General features: G+C 70.9%; 14 protein-coding genes. 12 read left to right on the top strand and 2 right to left on the bottom strand.

Going from position 1 to position 16,647, the window contains the following annotated elements; all coding sequences use genetic code 11:
* Positions 1 to 168: 168 nt before the first annotated feature.
* On the bottom strand, positions 169 to 1,161 hold the full coding sequence (galE, locus tag I004_RS0105950) for a UDP-glucose 4-epimerase GalE (RefSeq protein WP_028434724.1): 993 nt from the start codon (positions 1,159 to 1,161) through the stop codon (positions 169 to 171).
* A 381-nt stretch (positions 1,162 to 1,542) separates the two neighbouring features.
* On the opposite strand from galE, the gene I004_RS0105945 reads away from it, so the two are divergent.
* The 7 genes from I004_RS0105945 to I004_RS0105915 all read left to right on the top strand — a co-directional run bounded on the left by I004_RS0105945 (position 1,543) and on the right by I004_RS0105915 (position 8,745).
* Positions 1,543 to 3,435: a CDP-alcohol phosphatidyltransferase family protein gene (locus tag I004_RS0105945; RefSeq protein WP_028434723.1), complete on the top strand. Its 1,893-nt coding sequence runs from the start codon at positions 1,543 to 1,545 to the stop codon at positions 3,433 to 3,435.
* Entirely contained in the window at positions 3,432 to 4,184 is a 753-nt protein-coding gene (locus I004_RS0105940; protein WP_028434722.1) for a phosphocholine cytidylyltransferase family protein, read from the top strand. Before I004_RS0105945 ends, I004_RS0105940 begins: the two co-directional genes overlap by 4 nt.
* A complete protein-coding gene (locus I004_RS0105935) occupies positions 4,172 to 5,233 on the top strand; it encodes an iron-containing alcohol dehydrogenase family protein (protein ID WP_028434721.1) in 1,062 nt (353 codons plus the stop codon). Before I004_RS0105940 ends, I004_RS0105935 begins: the two co-directional genes overlap by 13 nt.
* Positions 5,211 to 5,990 (top strand): CDP-alcohol phosphatidyltransferase family protein, encoded by a 780-nt coding sequence (locus I004_RS0105930; protein ID WP_078510862.1) that lies wholly within the window; start codon positions 5,211 to 5,213, stop codon positions 5,988 to 5,990. Before I004_RS0105935 ends, I004_RS0105930 begins: the two co-directional genes overlap by 23 nt.
* A 14-nt stretch (positions 5,991 to 6,004) precedes the next feature.
* Positions 6,005 to 6,913 (top strand): glycosyltransferase, encoded by a 909-nt coding sequence (locus I004_RS0105925; RefSeq protein WP_051344739.1) that lies wholly within the window; start codon positions 6,005 to 6,007, stop codon positions 6,911 to 6,913.
* A 67-nt stretch (positions 6,914 to 6,980) separates the two neighbouring features.
* Positions 6,981 to 7,925 carry an ABC transporter permease gene (locus I004_RS0105920; RefSeq protein WP_028434718.1) on the top strand — a complete coding sequence of 315 codons (945 nt, stop codon included), beginning with the start codon at positions 6,981 to 6,983 and terminating at the stop codon, positions 7,923 to 7,925.
* Positions 7,912 to 8,745: an ABC transporter ATP-binding protein gene (locus I004_RS0105915; protein ID WP_028434717.1), complete on the top strand. Its 834-nt coding sequence runs from the start codon at positions 7,912 to 7,914 to the stop codon at positions 8,743 to 8,745. Before I004_RS0105920 ends, I004_RS0105915 begins: the two co-directional genes overlap by 14 nt.
* Positions 8,746 to 8,843: 98 nt before the next feature.
* Here the strand turns inward: I004_RS0105915 and I004_RS0105910 are convergent, their stop codons facing one another.
* Entirely contained in the window at positions 8,844 to 11,075 is a 2,232-nt protein-coding gene (locus I004_RS0105910) for an efflux RND transporter permease subunit (protein ID WP_028434716.1), read from the bottom strand.
* Between the two features lie 102 nt (positions 11,076 to 11,177).
* Here I004_RS0105910 and I004_RS32490 point away from each other — a divergent pair, with 102 nt between their 5' ends.
* The 5 genes from I004_RS32490 (at position 11,178) to I004_RS0105885 (ending at position 16,623) form a co-directional block, all read left to right on the top strand.
* Positions 11,178 to 11,927: a TetR/AcrR family transcriptional regulator gene (locus tag I004_RS32490; protein ID WP_486579759.1), complete on the top strand. Its 750-nt coding sequence runs from the start codon at positions 11,178 to 11,180 to the stop codon at positions 11,925 to 11,927.
* Between the two features lie 191 nt (positions 11,928 to 12,118).
* Positions 12,119 to 13,033 (top strand): squalene synthase HpnC, encoded by a 915-nt coding sequence (hpnC, locus tag I004_RS0105900; RefSeq protein WP_028434715.1) that lies wholly within the window; start codon positions 12,119 to 12,121, stop codon positions 13,031 to 13,033.
* A 7-nt stretch (positions 13,034 to 13,040) separates the two neighbouring features.
* On the top strand, positions 13,041 to 13,982 hold the full coding sequence (gene hpnD / locus I004_RS0105895) for a presqualene diphosphate synthase HpnD (RefSeq protein ID WP_028434714.1): 942 nt from the start codon (positions 13,041 to 13,043) through the stop codon (positions 13,980 to 13,982).
* Entirely contained in the window at positions 13,979 to 15,556 is a 1,578-nt protein-coding gene (hpnE, locus tag I004_RS32485; RefSeq protein WP_078510861.1) for a hydroxysqualene dehydroxylase HpnE, read from the top strand. The genes hpnD and hpnE overlap by 4 nt, the downstream gene beginning before the upstream one ends.
* Complete coding sequence (locus I004_RS0105885) at positions 15,553 to 16,623, top strand: polyprenyl synthetase family protein (RefSeq protein ID WP_028434713.1); 1,071 nt, start codon at positions 15,553 to 15,555, stop codon at positions 16,621 to 16,623. Before hpnE ends, I004_RS0105885 begins: the two co-directional genes overlap by 4 nt.
* Positions 16,624 to 16,647: the final 24 nt, after the last annotated feature.

The following is a 16,647-nucleotide window of genomic DNA, read 5'->3' as shown; positions in this document are numbered from 1 at the left end:
GTGAGCCTCCGCGTCCTCGGTCCTGTGCGTCACGCGCCTGTCGGTGGCAAGTCAACTACGCCGGACGGGTAGGTGCAACGCGACGCTGAACACCGTTGTCATGTGCCGTGACCTGGGATTTCCGTCCGGGGGTGGACGGCGCTGAGGATCAGCGGGCGGGGCCCGGGATCAGCGTGCGCCGGGGTGCCGCAGACACCAGCCCTCCCACGCTGAGTTGATCATGTCGCGCACGCTGTGGCGGGCCGTCCAGCCCAGCTCCTTCTCCGCGAGTTCCGCCGAGGCGACCACGCGCGCCGGGTCGCCGGGCCGCCGTGGCGCGACCTTCGCGGCGGGCTCGCGCTTCCCCGTGAGCTCGGCGACGAGATCCGCCATCTCCCGTACCGACAGGCCCTTGCCGGTGCCGATGTTCACGGTGAGATCGCCGCCGCTGCCGGCCGGCGAGAGCCTGCGTGCCGCCGCGAGGTGCGCCTCGGCCAGATCCTGGACGTGGATGTAGTCGCGCACGCAGGTGCCGTCCGGGGTGGGGTAGTCGTCGCCGAAGATCAGCGGAGCTTCGCCGCGGGTGAGGGCGTCGAAGAACATCGGCACGATGTTGAAGACCCCGGTGTCCGCCAGCCGCGGCTCGGCGGCGCCCGCGACGTTGAAGTAGCGCAGGCAGGCCGTGGCGAAGCCGGCGGCACGGCCGGTGGAGCGCACGAGCCATTCGCCGGTGAGCTTCGTCTCACCGTAGGGATTCATCGGCACGCACGGGGTGTCCTCCGTGACGAGCCCGACGTCCGGCGTGCCGTAGACCGCGGCGGAGGAGGAGAAGACGAAGCGGGGCACACCCGCCGCGACGACCGCCTCCAGCAGCACCGTCAGCCCGTGCACGTTCTCCCGGTAGTAGCGCAAGGGCTGCTCGACGGACTCCCCGACCTGCTTGCGGGCAGCGAGATGCACCACGCCCGTGATGCCGTGTTCGGCGAACGTACGGTCCAGCAGCTCACGGTCCAGCACCGAACCCCGCACCAGGACGGGCCGCGGCTCGGGCATCGCCTCCAGCCGCTCCGGCACCGCCGCCGAGAGATCGTCCAGGACGACCACCCGCTCCCCGGCCTCCACCATCGTCCGCGCGACGTGCGCCCCGATGTAGCCCGCCCCACCTGTGATCAACCACGTCATGACGGCAGCCTATCCGCCGCCGTGACGGACCGGTCCGGGCGCAGATCACGCCGGTGCTGGCCGCGGCGCCGCTCGCGGTGAGCCAGCCTGACGGACACCACCCGAACGAGTCCGCGCGGGCCTCACGCCGGGTACGGAGGCACCGCGGAGCCGGGAGGGCGGCAGACAGCGCATTTTGCGCTCCGTTCAAGATCGACCATGCTGTGCTCCGGCAGAGCAACCCCCGCACGGTGAACGCGCGATGAAAGCCCGCCCGTTCGATCCGATAGCCTCTGCCGACGCGCCGCCCGCCACCGTACGGGCCACGGCGCACCCTGCCCGCTGCCCGGCCGTCCCCAGGCCGGAAGACGCGCTGTGCCAGCGTCCAAGGAGTGAGTTCGACTGTCGACCGCCATCCTCACCGGTCCGCCGGTCGCGGGGTCGCCGCTGGAGGGCGACCTGCGGTCGCTGGGGTTCGACGTCCAGGTCGCGGCGGAGGCCGGCCAGGTGTCGGCGGCAGTGTCCGCAGCCCCCGCGGGAGCGAGGGTCGCGCTCGTCGACCCGCACTTCGTCGGCCACCGCCACAGCCTCCGGCTCGCGTTGACCGACCCCCGCTTCGCGGCCGGCGCCGTCACCGGGGCACTGTCCGTACAGGCCCAGGCCCGCGGTGCGCTCACACGCGCCCTGCACGAAGCGGACTCCGCGGCGTCAGGCACTGCGGCCGACGTGGCGGGACGCGGACCCGATGACGAGGGCGCGGTCACCGCACCGCCGCGGACCCTGCCCGACGCCGTGGCCGACGCGCTGGAAGCAGGCGACGTCGACGTGCACCGTCCCGAACTGGGCCCGCTCGTGGCGTCCGTGCCGGTGGGGGAGGAGGCCCGCGCGGCCGCACGCGGCGCCGTCGACGGCGTCGACGACGAGGCGGTGCGCCTGCGCAACGCGGTGAAGTCGCGGGACGGCTTCTTCACCACCTTCTGCGTCAGCCCCTACTCCCGCTACATCGCCCGCTGGTGCGCACGCCGCGGCCTCACCCCGAACCAGGTCACCACCGCGTCCCTCGTGACCGCGCTGATCGCGGCCGCCTGCGCCGCGACCGGCACGCGGGGCGGATTCGTCGCCGCCGGGGTGCTGCTGATCGCCTCCTTCGTGCTGGACGCGACCGACGGGCAGCTCGCACGCTACGACCTGCAGTACTCCACGCTCGGAGCCTGGCTCGACGCCACCTTCGACCGCGCCAAGGAGTACGCCTACTACGCGGGCCTCGCCCTCGGCGCCACCCGCGGCGGCGACGACGTATGGGCGCTGGCCCTCGGCGCGATGGTGCTGCAGACCGTTCGCCACGTCGTGGACTTCTCCTTCAACGAGGCCAACCACGACGCCGCCGCCAACACCAGCCCCACCGCGGCCCTGTCCACAAGACTGGACAGCGTCGGCTGGACGGTGTGGCTGCGCCGCATGATCGTGCTTCCGATCGGCGAACGCTGGGCCCTCATCGCGGTGTTGACCGCCTGCACCACTCCCCGCATCACCCTCGCCGTGCTCCTCGTCGGCTGCGCCCTCGCCGCCTGCTACACCACGGCGGGCCGCGTGCTGCGTTCGCTGACCCGGAAGGCGCACCGCACCGACCGCGCCGCGCGCGCACTGGCCGACCTCGCCGACACCGGCCCCCTCGCCGCGGGTTTCGCGGCCCTGGCCCGTCGCGCACGTATCCGCCTGCCCGGCTACGGGCCTCCCGCCGTCGCGTTCCTCGGCACGGCCGCGCTGCTGGCCACCGCGCTGTGGACGCCGCTGGGCAGCGTCTGGACGTGCGGGGCCGCCCTCGGTTACGCGCTGACCTCGGGTTTCGCTGTCGCCGCCCCGCTGCGGGGCGCGCTGGACTGGCTGGCCCCGCCCTTCTTCCGTACCGCGGAATACGTGCTCGTGCTTGTCCTGGCGGCACGCGCGGAACAATCAGGGGTGAACGGCGCGCTGCCCGCCGCTTTCGGGCTGGTGGCGGCGGTCGCCTACCATCACTACGACACGGTGTACCGCATCCGCGGCGGCACCGGCGCGCCTCCGCACTGGCTTGTCCGTGCGACCGGGGGTCACGAAGGACGAACCCTGGTCGTCGCCCTCGCCGCGGCCCTCTGGGCCTCCGGCGCAGGCCGCGGCCCGGACCAGGGCCAAGGTTTCACCATCGCGCTGACCACGCTCGCCGTGGTCGTCGCGGCAGTGGTGCTCGTCGAGAGCATCCGCTTCTGGGTGTCCTCCAAAGCACCCGCCGTACACGACGAAACAGGAGAACCCGCATGATCGGCCTCGTGCTGGCCGCCGGCGCCGGACGGCGTCTGCGCCCCTACACCGACACCCTCCCCAAGGCCCTCGTGCCGGTGGGCCCCGAAGGCGACGAGGAGTCGCAGACCGTCCTCGACATCGCCCTGGCCAACTTCGCGGCCGTCGGCCTCACCGACGTCGCCGTCGTCGTCGGCTACCGCAAGGAAGCGGTGTACGAGCGCAAGGAAGCCCTGGAGAAGAAGCACGGCGTCAAGCTCACCCTCGTCGACAACGACAAGGCCGAGGAGTGGAACAACGCCTACTCCCTGTGGTGCGCACGCGACGTCATCAAGCAGGGCGCGCTGCTCGCCAACGGCGACACCGTCCACCCCGTCTCCGTCGAGAAGACCCTCCTCGACGCCCGCGGCAACGGCCAGAAGATCATCCTCGCCCTCGACACGGTCAAGAACCTGGACGAGGAGGAGATGAAGGTCGTCACCGACCCGGAGAAGGGTGTCCAGCAGATCACCAAGCTGATGGACCCGTCCACGGCGAGCGGTGAGTACATCGGCCTCACCCTCATCGAGCCCGAGGCCGCCGAGGAGCTGGCCGACGCGCTGAAGACCACGTTCGAGCGCGACCCGCAGCTCTACTACGAGGACGGCTACCAGGAGCTGGTCAACCGCGGGTTCAAGATCGACGTCGCGCCGATCGGCGACGTGCAGTGGGTCGAGATCGACAACCACGACGACCTCGCCAAGGGCAGGGAGATCGCATGCCGGTACTGACCCGCCTCATCCCGTCGCCCGTCGTCGTCGACATCAGCCGCGGCGCCCTGGACGACCTGGCGGGCCTGCTGGCCGATCAGCGGATCTCCTCGAACGGCAGGCTCGCCTTCGCCATCAGTGGTGGCTCGGGCGCGGCTCTGCGTGAGCGCTTCGCCCCCGCCCTCCCCAGCGCCGACTGGTACGAGGTCGGCGGCGGCACCATCGACGACGCCATCAAGCTGGCCGACTCCATGAAGTCCGGGCGCTACGACGCCGTCGTCGGCCTGGGCGGCGGCAAGATCATCGACTGTGCCAAGTTCGCGGCGGCGCGCATCGGCCTGCCGCTGGTCGCGGTCGCCACCAACCTGAGCCACGACGGCCTGTGTTCGCCGGTCGCCACCCTCGACAACGACGCGGGGCGCGGCTCGTACGGCGTGCCCAACCCGATCGCCGTCGTCATCGACCTCGACGTCATCAGGGAGGCCCCGGCCCGGTTCGTACGCTCCGGGATCGGCGACGCCGTCTCCAACATCTCCGCCGTACGGGACTGGGAACTCGCCCACACCGTGCGCGGCGAGGACATCGACGGCCTCGCCGCCGCCATGGCCCGCCAGGCGGGGGAGGCCGTGCTGAGGCATCCCGGCGGTGTCGGCGACGACGCGTTCCTCCAAGTCCTCGCCGAGGGGCTGGTGATGACCGGGATCTCGATGTCGGTCGCCGGTGACAGCCGTCCGGCGTCGGGCGCCTGCCACGAGATCAACCACGCCTTCGACCTGCTCTACCCCAAGCGCGCGGCCAGCCACGGCGAACAGTGCGGTCTCGGGGCGGCGTTCGCCACGTTCCTGCGGGGCGACCGGGAGATGTCGATGCTGATGGTCGAGGTGCTCCGGCGCCACGGCCTTCCTGTATTGCCTCACGAAATCGGCTTCGACGAGGACGAGTTCGTGAAAGTCGTGGAGTACGCCCCGGAGACCAGGCCCGGGCGGTACACCATTCTCGAACACCTCGACCTGTCCGCCGACCAGATCAGGGACGCATACCGCGACTATGCACAAGCCATCAGTAGCTGAACTCCGTCCGGTCGTTCATCCCGAGGGCGTGAAGGACAGGCGCAGCGGTGAGCACTGGGCCGGGCGGCTCTACATGCGCGAGGTCTCCTTGCGCATGGATCGGCACCTGGTGAACACGAAGGTCACGCCCAACCAGCTGACCTACCTGATGACGCTCGCCGGTGTCCTCGCCGCCCCGGCCCTGCTGCTGCCGGGGATCGGCGGGGCGGTGCTGGGCGTGGTGATGGTCCAGCTCTACCTGCTGCTCGACTGCGTGGACGGCGAACTCGCCCGCTGGAAGAAGCAGTACTCGCTCGGCGGGGTGTACCTGGACCGGGTCGGCGCATACCTCTGCGACGCCGCCGTGCTCCTGGGCTTCGGCCTGCGCGCGGCGGACCTGTGGGGCGGGGGGCGCGTGGACTGGCTGTGGGCCTTCCTGGGCACTCTGGCCGCGCTCGGGGCCGTACTGATCAAGGCCGAGACCGACCTGGTCGGTGTGGCCCGCCATCAGACCGGGCTGCCGCCCGTGAAGGAGGCCGCGAGCGAGCCGCGCTCGTCCGGCGTGGCGCTGGCCCGCAAGGCCGCCGCGGCGCTGAAGTTCCACCGCCTGATACTCGGGATCGAGGCATCGCTGCTCATCCTGGTCCTGGCGGTCGTGGACGAGATCAGAGGGGACCTCTTCTTCACCAGGCTGGGTGTCGCCGTGCTCGCCGGCATCGCCGTCGTCCAGACGCTGCTGCATCTGGTGTCCATCCTCGCCTCCAGCAGGCTCAAGTGACGGAGGGAGCCACCATGCCGCAGCAGAGCCCGGAGCGGTCCGCACCGACCGCGAGGCTCGGCGCCGTCATCCTCACGATGGGCAACCGGCCCGAGGAGCTGCGGGCGCTGCTCGACTCCGTGGCCAAACAGGACGGGGATCCGATCGAGACCGTCGTCGTGGGTAACGGCGCGCCGCTGCCCGCGTTGCCGGAAGGTGTACGGACGGTCGAGCTTCCGGAAAATCTCGGCATCCCCGGAGGCCGCAACGTCGGCATCGAGGCCTTCGGTCCGTCCGGCGCCGAAGTCGACGTGCTGCTCTTCCTCGACGACGACGGGCTGCTGCCGGACACCGGCACCGCCGAGCTCGTGCGTGAGGCCTTCGCCGCCGACCCGTCACTGGGCATCATCAGTTTCCGCATCGCCGACCCGGACACCGGTGAGACACAGCGCCGCCATGTTCCCAGGCTGCGGGCCGCGGACCCGATGCGCTCCTCCCGGGTCACGACCTTCCTCGGCGGGGCCAACGCCGTGCGTACGAGGGTCCTCGCCGAGGTCGGCGGACTGCCTGACGAGTTCTTCTACGCACACGAGGAGACGGACCTGGCCTGGCGGGCCCTGGATGCGGGCTGGTCGATCGACTACCGCGCCGACATGGTGCTGCACCACCCCACGACGGCCCCGAGCCGGCACGCGGTCTACCACCGCATGGTCGCCCGCAACCGCGTCTGGCTCGCCCGCCGGAACCTTCCGGCCCTGCTCGTTCCCGTCTACCTGGGCGTCTGGCTGGTCCTCACTCTCGCCCGCCGCCCCTCGCGCCCGGCGCTGCGCGCCTGGCTCGGCGGATTCCGGGAGGGGTGGACCAAACCATGCGGTGCGCGCAGGCCGATGCGCTGGCGTACGGTGTGGCGGCTGACCCGACTAGGTCGCCCGCCCGTGATCTGACAAGCTCGTCTCAAGCACCACCATCTCTTCCAGTTCACTTGCGCGTGTGAGGACGAAAGTTTCAAAAGTGACCGAGACAACGCACGGCGGTGCGGTGGGCGTCAAGCCTCCGCCCACACCGGACGACCGTCTGTCCCCGGCCGATCTGGCGACCAAGTACGGGCTCTCCGTGAGCGGTGCCCGGCCGTCGCTGCCGGAGTACGTGAGGCAGCTGTGGGGGAGACGGCACTTCATCCTGGCCTTCTCCCGGGCCAAGCTGACCGCGCAGTACAGCCAGGCGAAGCTCGGGCAGTTGTGGCAGGTGGCGACACCCCTGCTGAACGCCACGGTCTACTACTTCATCTTCGGTCTCCTGCTGGGCGGCAGGGACGGCACACCGGGCGGCCATCAGAACTACATTCCCTTCCTGGTCACCGGCGTCTTCGTCTTCACCTTCACCCAGACCTCGGTGCTCAACGGTGTCCGTGCGATCTCCGGCAACCTCGGTCTGGTGCGCGCTCTGCACTTCCCGCGCGCGTCGCTGCCGATCTCGATCTCGCTGCAGCAGCTCCAGCAGCTGCTGTACTCGATGATCGTCCTCATCGCCATCCTGATCGGATTCGGGCACTTCCCGGCCTGGTCCTGGCTGCTGATCTTTCCGACGCTCGCCTGCCAGTTCCTCTTCAACACCGGCATGGCGCTGATCATGGCCCGTCTGGGCAGCAAGACCCCGGACCTGGCCCAGCTCATGCCGTTCGTGCTCCGCACCTGGATGTACGGGTCCGGTGTGATGTTCCCGCTGGAGCCCATGCTGCGCGACCGGGCGGGGGCGCAGCCGTGGCTGGTCGATCTCATCCAGGCCAACCCCGCGGCCGTCTACATGGATCTCATGCGCTTCTCGTTCATCGACGGCTACACCTCTGCGGATCTTCCGCCGCACGTCTGGGCGCTGGCGCTGGGCTGGGGACTGCTGATCGGTGTCGGCGGATTTGTTTTCTTCTGGAAGTCGGAGGAGCGTTATGGGCGTGGCTGAAGACACCCAGGAGAAGGCAGAGATCGTCCCGCAGGTGGAGGGTCCTCCCGCGGAGAACCCGTGGATTCCCACCGTCATCGCCGAGGACCTGCACATTGTCTACCGCGTCTACGGCGGCGCGAAGGGCAGGGGCAGTGCCACCGCGGCGCTGAACCGCATCATCCGCCGCAAGCCCGGTGGCGGCAGCCTGCGCGAGGTGCACGCAGTCAGGGGCGTGAGTTTCACCGCATACCAGGGCCAGGCCATCGGCCTGATCGGCTCCAACGGCTCGGGCAAGTCGACGCTGCTGCGCGCCATTGCGGGCCTGCTGCCCCCCGAGAGCGGCCGCGTCTACACCAACGGCCAGCCCTCCCTGCTGGGGGTCAACGCCGCGATGATGAACGACCTCACGGGCGAGCGGAACGTCGTGCTCGGCGGGCTGGCGATGGGCATGTCCCGCGAAGAGGTCGAGGAGCGCTACCAGGGCATCGTCGACTTCTCCGGGATCAACGAGAAGGGCGACTTCATCACGCTGCCCATGCGCACCTACTCGTCCGGCATGGCGGCACGGCTGCGGTTCTCCATCGCCGCCGCCAAGAACCACGACGTGCTGATGATCGACGAGGCGCTGGCGACGGGCGACAAGAAGTTCCAGCGGCGCTCGGAGCAGCGCGTCCGCCAACTGCGGGAAGAGGCAGGCACCGTCTTCCTCGTCAGCCACAACAACAAGTCGATCCGCGACACTTGCGAGCGGACGCTGTGGCTGGAGAAGGGCGAGCTCGTGCACGACGGGCCGACCGAGGAAGTGCTCAAGGAATACGAGAAGTTCACGGGCAAGTAGGCCCGGCGGACACCACACGAGCCGCACACACAACGGTCAGCGGCTGATCCGGACCCCCGTTCCGAACCAGCCGCTGACCGTTGTCTCGCAGGGGACCGTCAGACCCCCGCGGGCGTGCGCTCCGGCTCCCGGGACTCCGGGAGTCCGGGCCCGGACCCGTCGGAGGGTGTCTCCTCCAGGCCGATCTTGCTGTGCAGCTTCCGCAGCACACGCGGCGCGTACCAGGCACCGCGGCCCAGCAGGCGCATCGCGGCGGGCACCAGCACTCCGCGCACGGCGACGGCGTCGATGAGGATCGCCAGCCCGCTGCCCAGGCCGAACATCTGCAGGAAGCTGATCTCGCTGGTGGCGAAGGCGAAGAAGCTGACGCCCAGCAGCCCCGCGGCCATCGTCACGATGCGCCCGGTGCGGGACAGGCCGCGCGTGACGGCCGTCGCGTTGGGGGCCCCGCTGTCGTGCAGCTCCTTGATGCGGCTGGTGACGAAGACCTCGTAGTCCATGGAGAGTCCGAAGACGATGCAGAACATCAGCACCGTCATCGAGGTGTCCATCGGCATGGCCGTGAAGCCCAGCGCCGACGAGAGATGGCCGTCCTGGAAGATCCAGACCATTGCGCCGATCGAGGCCGTCAGACTCACCGTGTTGAGCAGGAGAGCCCGCAGAGGCTGGACGACGCTGCCGGTGAAGAGGAAGAGCAGCACGAGGGTGGAGCCGACGACCATCCCGATGGCGCCGGGCAACCGGTCGCCGATCGAGGCCTTGGTGTCGACGAGCTGGGCGTCGCGTCCGCCCACGAGGGCCTCGCCGCTACCGGGAGCGGCCACGTCGCGGATGCTGCGGACGGTGTCCTGCCGCTCCTCCACCGCTGAGCCCCGCTCCGGTGTGACGGTGAGGAGCTGTGCGTCGGGCTTGCCCAGCGCGGCCTGGGCGCGCCCTGCCGGTGCCGCCTTCTTCCCGTCGGCGTAGACGCCGCTGCTCGCCTGTACGCGGGCCACGCCGTCGAGGCCCGAGACCCGCCCCGCGTACGCGTCGAGCTCGTCCCCGGGCACCCCGGCCGTGGTGACGATCTGGAGGGCCTCCGTAGAGCTGCCCGGGAACTGTTTGTCCAGGACGCTGCTGACCTGCCGGCTCTGTGCGTCCTCTGGCAGTACCCGCTCGTCCGGCATCCCGAAGCGCGCGCCCAGCAGCGGGCTCGCGGCCAGCAGGAGCACCGCCAGCACGGGCAGCGCGGTCAGGGCGGGACGGCGCATGACCGTACGCGCGAGCCTGCCCCACATGGGTGCGTCAGGGCGGCGCACGGCGTCGGCCCACGGCAGCCGGCCCTTGTTCACGCGGTGTCCGAGAACCGCCAGCAGCGCCGGTACGACGATCAGCGCCGCCATGGCCGCGATGGCCACGACCCCGATCCCGGCGTACGCGAAGGAGCGGAGGAAGAACGGCGGGAAGAGCAGCAGCGCCGCCAGAGCAGCGACGACGGTCGCCGCAGAGAAGGCGATCGTGCGCCCCGCCGTCGTCACGGTCGTGCGCAGCGCGTCCCCGACATCGTCGCCCTCGGAGAGCCGTTCGCGGAAGCGGCTGACGATCAGCAGCCCGTAGTCGATCCCCAGACCGAGCCCGAGCGCGGTGGTCAGATTGACGGAGAATACCGAGACGTCCGTGACGCTGCCCAGGACGAACAGTTCGGCGAAGGTGCCGAGAATCGCGATCAGCCCGATCGCCAGCGGCAGCAGCGCCGCGACGAAACTGCCGAAGGCGATGACGAGCAGCACCAGCGTCAGCGGCACGGCGATGGACTCCGCGACCGCCAGGTCCGCGGAGACCTGCTTCGAGATGTCGTTGTTGAGTGCCGCGCCACCGCCCGCCCGCACTTCCACCGGACCCTGGTCACCGCTCCACTCGTCGGTGATCTCCTTGGTGTGGTCGGCCACGTCGCTGCTGTCGCCCCGCACATGCGCCAGCACGAGGGCCTGTGAGCCGTCCCGCGAGGTCAGTGCTGACCCGCCGGCGTCCCAGTACGAAGAGACGTGGGAGAGCTGCGAGTTGTCCGTCAGCTCCTTCGTCAGCTTCTCGCCGGCCTCGCGCACCGCGGCCGAGTCCAGGCTTCCGCTCTCCGCCCGCACCAGCAGAACGAGGTTGTCCTCGCCGCCGAACTTGTCGGCGATGAGGGTCTGTGCGCGGCTCGATGGCGCGTCGGGATCCTCGAAGCCACCGGCCTGCAGTTTCCCGAACGCTCCGAAACCGATGGCGCCCATGGCCACCACCGCGATCAGGCTCGCTATGAGCAGAGCCCGAGGCCGGTGCAGGGCCAGCTCCGCGATTCGTCTCAGCACTGTCCTAATCCCCCCATGTGGCATTGCGCGCCGATGTTTACGGCGTCAACATGGACTCTGGCAGTGAATGTTAATGGTGTCAACATCGGACAGGATGAAAGCATGGCGGACATGGAGGCGCAGACCGGCTCGAGCGAGGCGCGGGCGGCGAACGGACCCGCGGAGGAGCGGACTCGGCGCGGAGGCAGCCGGTCCGCCGCCGGCGGCAAGGGGACCTATCACCACGGAGACCTGCGCAACGCCCTCATCGAGGCCGCGACCGACCTCGCCCGCGAGGGCGGCCCCGAGTCGGTCGTCCTGCGCGCCGCGGCGCGGCGCGTCGGCGTCTCACCGACCGCCGCCTACCGGCACTTCGCCGGCCAGGCCGAACTGCTCCACGCCGTCAAGGAACTGGGCCAGGAGCGCCTGGCCGTGAGCATGGAGGCCGGTGGCCGCTCTGCCTCGCCACTCGGTAGCGCCGGAGAGGCAGCGGAGGCGCGCATGCGGGCCCTCGGTCACGGCTACCTGTCCTTCGCGCTGTCCGAGCCGGGCCTCTTCCGTGCCGCCTTCTGCCACGACACGCTCCATCTCAGCCCGATGAGCGGCACTTTCGACCACGAGGGCGAGGACGGCTGGGAATTCCGCTCGTTCGAGATCCTCGTCGAGACGCTGGACGCCCTCGTCGAGGACGGCAGGATGCCCCCGGAGCGGCGTCCGGGCGCCGAGCTCACGGCCTGGGCGACCGTCCACGGGCTGGCCATGCTCTTCCTGGACGGGCCCCTCGGGGGGCTGTCCCCCGAAGAGACGCATGCCGTGGCCGAGCGCGCGTTCGACGTCCTCATCGGGGGATTCACCGCCCCGCCCGCGCGCTGAGGAGGCGCCAGCCCCGTCCCTGGCGGGTCCGTCCGGGCCGGGATCGCGCTCTTCGCCCGCCGTTTCACGCCGTCCGTGCAGCCGCCGCGGGCCGCCTCTCGCCGCCGTGCCGCAGCGGCGTGTCCGAAATAGGATGTTTTCGCCCAGCGGTGTAGAAACGGAGATGTGACGGCAATGGCTTCTGGCAGCACGTGGTGAGCGCGGAGGCGGACGCCCATGCGCGTGCCGTCCTCGCCAAGGCCACGCGGGAGAACTTCCCAGTGGCGCCCGGATTCCTGCCGCGCGAATGGCGCTACGACCTGATGGCCGTGTACGGCTACGCCCGGCTCGTCGATGACATCGGCGACGGCGATCTCGCCCCCGGCGGACTCGACGCCAAGTATCTGGGGCTCGGCCCCGAATGGGGCAGCGACCCCGGCGCCGACCGGCTCGCGATGCTCGACGCGTTCGAGGCCGACCTGTGCCGCCTCTTCGAAGCCGGACGTCCCGCCCCAGGTCACCCCCTGCTGAGGGCACTCGCGCCGACGGTGCGGCGCCGCAAGCTCACCCCCGAACCGTTCCTCGCGCTCATCGAGGCCAACCGCCAGGACCAGAAGGTCCGCCGCTACGCCGACCACGCCGAACTGCTCGGCTACTGCGAGCTGTCGGCCAACCCCGTGGGCCACCTCGTCCTCGCCATCACCGGAACCGCGACTCCCGAGCGGATCCGGTACGCGGACGACGTGTGCACCGGGCTCCAGATCGTGGAGCACCTCCAGGACGTCGCCGAGGATCTCGGCCGCGACCGCATCTACCTGCCCGCCGAGGACATGGCCCGCTTCCACGTCTCCGAGTCCGACCTCGCCGCCCCGAGCGCCAACGCGTCGGTCCGCGCGCTACTGGCCTTCGAGGCGGACCGTGCCCGCGCGCTGCTGTCGTCGGGCGACCCGCTCGTCGCCAGCGTGCGCGGCCGTCTGAGGCTGCTGCTGGCGGGATTCACCGGCGGTGGTCGCGCCGTCCTCCGAGCCATCGGCCGTGCCGGATACGACGTACTCCCAGGACCTCCCCGGGCCACCACGCGCGGGCTGCTGCGCGAGGTGGCCGCAACCCTGCGACGAGAGGGGTGAGCGGACCGTGGACAGAGCCCGGCCCGTACCGTACGTGCCACCGTCGGTGGCCGCCGCGTACGACTACTGCGAATCCGTCACGGGCCAGCAGGCCCGCAACTTCGCCTACGGAATCCGGCTGCTGCCGACGGGAAAGCGCCGGGCGATGTCCGCGCTCTACGCATTCTCCCGGCGCGTCGACGACATCGGCGACGGCCCTCTCGAACAGTCCGTCAAGATCGCCAGGCTGGAGGAGACCCGGGATCTGCTGGGACGCATCCGCGAAGGCGGCATCGAACAGGACGACACGGACCCCGTAGCGGTCGCGCTGAGCGACGCGGCGCGCCGCTACCCCGTCCCGATGGGCGGGCTGGACGAACTCATCGACGGGGTCCTGCTGGACGTGCGCGGCACCAACTACGGCAGCTGGGAGGAGCTGGAGGTCTACTGCCGATGCGTGGCCGGTGCGATCGGCCGGCTCTCGCTCGGCGTCTTCGGCACTCTCCCCGGTGTACGGGACGCGGTCCGCGCCCCCGAATACGCCGACACCCTCGGCCTCGCGCTCCAACTCACCAATATCCTCCGGGATCTTCGGGAAGACGCTGATCACGGACGCACGTACCTGCCTGCGGAGGATCTTGAAAAGTTCGGCTGCTCCGCTGACTTCCACAACGGCGAGGCGCAGCCCGGTAGCGACTTCCGCGGGCTCGTCCACCACGAAGTGCAGCGCGCCCGAGCCCTGTTCGCCCAGGGCTACCGGTTGCTGCCGCTGCTCGACCGCAGATCCGGCGCCTGTGTGGCCGCCATGGCCGGGATCTACCAGCGTCTGCTGGAACGTATCGCCGCGGATCCGTACGCGGTGCTGCGCCAGCGCGTCTCGCTCCCCAACAGGCAGAAGGCGTACGTCGCCGTGCGCGGGCTCACCGGCATCGACGCACGGAACGCCGCGAGGCGGAGTGCACGCGCATGACCAGGGCTGATGCCGGTGCGGCGGGCAGCCGCGCCTCCCGCGAGCGCCGCGCCCTCGTCGTCGGCGGAGGAATCGCCGGAGCCACGGCCGCACTCCGCCTGGCCGACGCGGGCGTGCCCACCACCCTCCTCGAGTCGCGTCCGCGCCTGGGTGGTCTCGCCTTCTCCTTCCGCCGCGACTCCCCGGCCGGCCCGCTCTCCGTCGACAACGGGCAGCACGTGCACCTGCGTTGCTGCACGGCCTACACCTGGTTCCTGCGGCGGATCGGCGGATCGGGGCTCGCACCGGTGCAGCGCCGCCTCAATGTGCCCGTCCTCGATGTGGCAGGCCCGCGGCCGCAGTTGAGCAGGCTGCGACGCAACTTCCTGCCCGTACCGATGCACTTGGCCGCCTCTCTGGCCAACTACCGGCATCTGACGCCGGCCGAGCGAGCCCGGGCGGCCCGCGCGGCCCTCGCCCTGAAGGCACTCGACCCGGCCGATCCCGCCCTGGACGACGTGGACTTCGCGACCTGGCTGCACGGGCAGGGCCAGAGCGACCGGGCGATCAGCGCGCTGTGGGACCTGGTGGGCACCGCCACGCTCAACGCCCGTGCTCCCCACGCCTCCCTGGGCCTCGCCGCGATGGTCTTCAGAACGGGGCTGCTCTCCGCGTCCGGCGCCGCCGACATCGGGATCTCCCGCGTGCCGCTGGGACATCTGCACGACACTCTCGCCCGCGAGGCACTGCGCGCGGCGGGCGTGCACGTCCTCACCCAGACCCGGGTCCGTGCCGTCACCGCGGCGCCGGACGGGGGCTGGACCGTATCGGCCGGCGACGGGCAGGGGAGCGTAACGGAACACCACGTCGACGCCGTCGTCCTGGCCGTGCCGCAGCGCGAGGCGCACGGCCTGCTGCCGGAGGGGGCGCTGCCGACCCCCGGCAGGCTTCTGGAGATCGGCACCGCCCCGATCCTCAACCTGCACGTCGTCTACGACCGCCGTGTGCTGCGCCGTCCCTTCTTCGCCGCGCTCGGCTCGCCCGTCCAGTGGGTCTTCGACCGCACAGGCCCATCAGGGCTCGGCGGCGGCCAGTACCTTGCCGTGTCGCAGTCCGCCGCGCACGGGGAGATCGACGAGTCCGTCGCGGCGCTGCGCGAGCGCTATCTGCCGGAGCTGGCGCGACTGCTGCCCGCGGCCCGCACCGCTCGCGTCGTCGACTTCTTCGTCACCCGTGAACGCACGGCAACCTTCGATCCCCGCCCCGGCGTGGGCCGGCTGCGTCCCGCCTCCCGCACCGCGGTGCCCGGTGTCTGCCTCGCTGGAGCTTGGACGGATACTGGCTGGCCGGCAACGATGGAGAGCGCCGTACGGAGTGGAATGACCGCCGCCCGGGAAGCCCTCACTGTCATGGGCCGCCCGTACGACAATGATCCGGTGCCCAGCACCACAGGAAAGGGCGGTGGCATGAGCAGCGCCGACACAGGTGGCACGTCCGGTCAACCCAGCAGGACGGCACCGCAGAATTCCCCCACTCCACCACCGCGGACAGCGGTACACGCACGAACGGCACAGAACGCAGAGGAGACCCCGTGACAACGGCGAACCAGCACACCGTCGTCGACAACACGAGCGTCAGCGCTCTGCTGGAGCGAGGCAAGAGGCTCGCCACCCCGCTGCTGCGCGCGGCGGTGGAGCGGCTCGCTCCACCGATGGACACCGTCGCCGCGTACCACTTCGGGTGGATCGACGAAGCCGGCCGCCCGGCGGAGGCCGACGGCGGCAAGGCCGTACGCCCCGCACTCGCCCTGCTGTCGGCCGAGGTCACCGGGGCCGCGCCGGAGACAGGCCTCCCCGGCGCCGTCGCCGTGGAACTGGTGCACAACTTCTCGCTGCTGCACGACGACCTGATGGACGGGGACGAGCAGCGCCGCCACCGCGACACCGTCTGGAAGGTGCACGGCCCGGCGCAGGCGATCCTCGTCGGCGACGCCCTCTTCGCCCTGGCCAACGAAATACTGCTGGAGCCGGGCACCGCCGAGGCGGGCCGCGCGACGCGCCGGCTGACGCGGGCCACGCGCAAGCTCATCGACGGACAGGCCCAGGACATCTCCTACGAGCACCGCGAGCAGGTCACGGTCGAGGAGTGCCTGGAGATGGAGGGCAACAAGACCGGCGCGCTCCTGGCCTGCGCCGTCTCCATCGGCGCCGTGCTCGGCGGTGCCGACGACCGCACGGCCGACGCGCTGGAGTCCTACGGCTACCACCTCGGTCTCGCCTTCCAGGCCGTCGACGACCTGCTGGGCATCTGGGGCGACCCGGGCGCCACCGGCAAGCAGGCCTGGAGCGACCTGCGGCAGCGCAAGAAGTCCCTGCCCGTGGTGGCCGCACTCGCCGCGCCGGACCCGGCCGCGACCCGGCTGGCCGACCTGATGAGGGGTGACGCGAAGAAGAGCCAGGCGGAGATCGAGGAGTTCGACGAGGCCGAGTTCGTCACGCGTGCCGCACTGATCGAGGAGGCGGGCGGCCGCGAGTGGACCTCGGGGGAGGCGCAGCGACAGCACGCCACCGCCCTCGCGGCTCTCGAACCCCTCGACCTGCCCGCGCACGTGCGGGAGCAGTTGACCGCGCTGGCCGACTTCGTCGTCGTACGCCAGCGATGACCACCCGGCCCCGGCGCCCGGCGC

Source organism: Streptomyces sp. TAA486 (assembly GCF_000426165.1).
The sequence above is the reverse complement of the archived record's forward strand: the minus strand, read 5'-3'. Positions and strand labels throughout refer to the sequence as shown.

Excerpts from the sequence above, each read along its gene's own strand:
- galE (WP_028434724.1), bottom strand. The coding sequence starts at position 1,161 with ATGACGTGGTTGATCACAGGTGGGGCGGGCTACATCGGGGCGCACGTC.
- I004_RS0105915 (WP_028434717.1), top strand. The coding sequence starts at position 7,912 with ATGGGCGTGGCTGAAGACACCCAGGAGAAGGCAGAGATCGTCCCGCAG.
- I004_RS0105940 (WP_028434722.1), top strand. The coding sequence starts at position 3,432 with ATGATCGGCCTCGTGCTGGCCGCCGGCGCCGGACGGCGTCTGCGCCCC.
- I004_RS0105935 (WP_028434721.1), top strand. The coding sequence starts at position 4,172 with ATGCCGGTACTGACCCGCCTCATCCCGTCGCCCGTCGTCGTCGACATC.
- hpnE (WP_078510861.1), top strand. The coding sequence starts at position 13,979 with ATGACCAGGGCTGATGCCGGTGCGGCGGGCAGCCGCGCCTCCCGCGAG.
- I004_RS0105930 (WP_078510862.1), top strand. The coding sequence starts at position 5,211 with ATGCACAAGCCATCAGTAGCTGAACTCCGTCCGGTCGTTCATCCCGAG.
- I004_RS0105925 (WP_051344739.1), top strand. The coding sequence starts at position 6,005 with ATGCCGCAGCAGAGCCCGGAGCGGTCCGCACCGACCGCGAGGCTCGGC.
- I004_RS32490 (WP_486579759.1), top strand. The coding sequence starts at position 11,178 with ATGGCGGACATGGAGGCGCAGACCGGCTCGAGCGAGGCGCGGGCGGCG.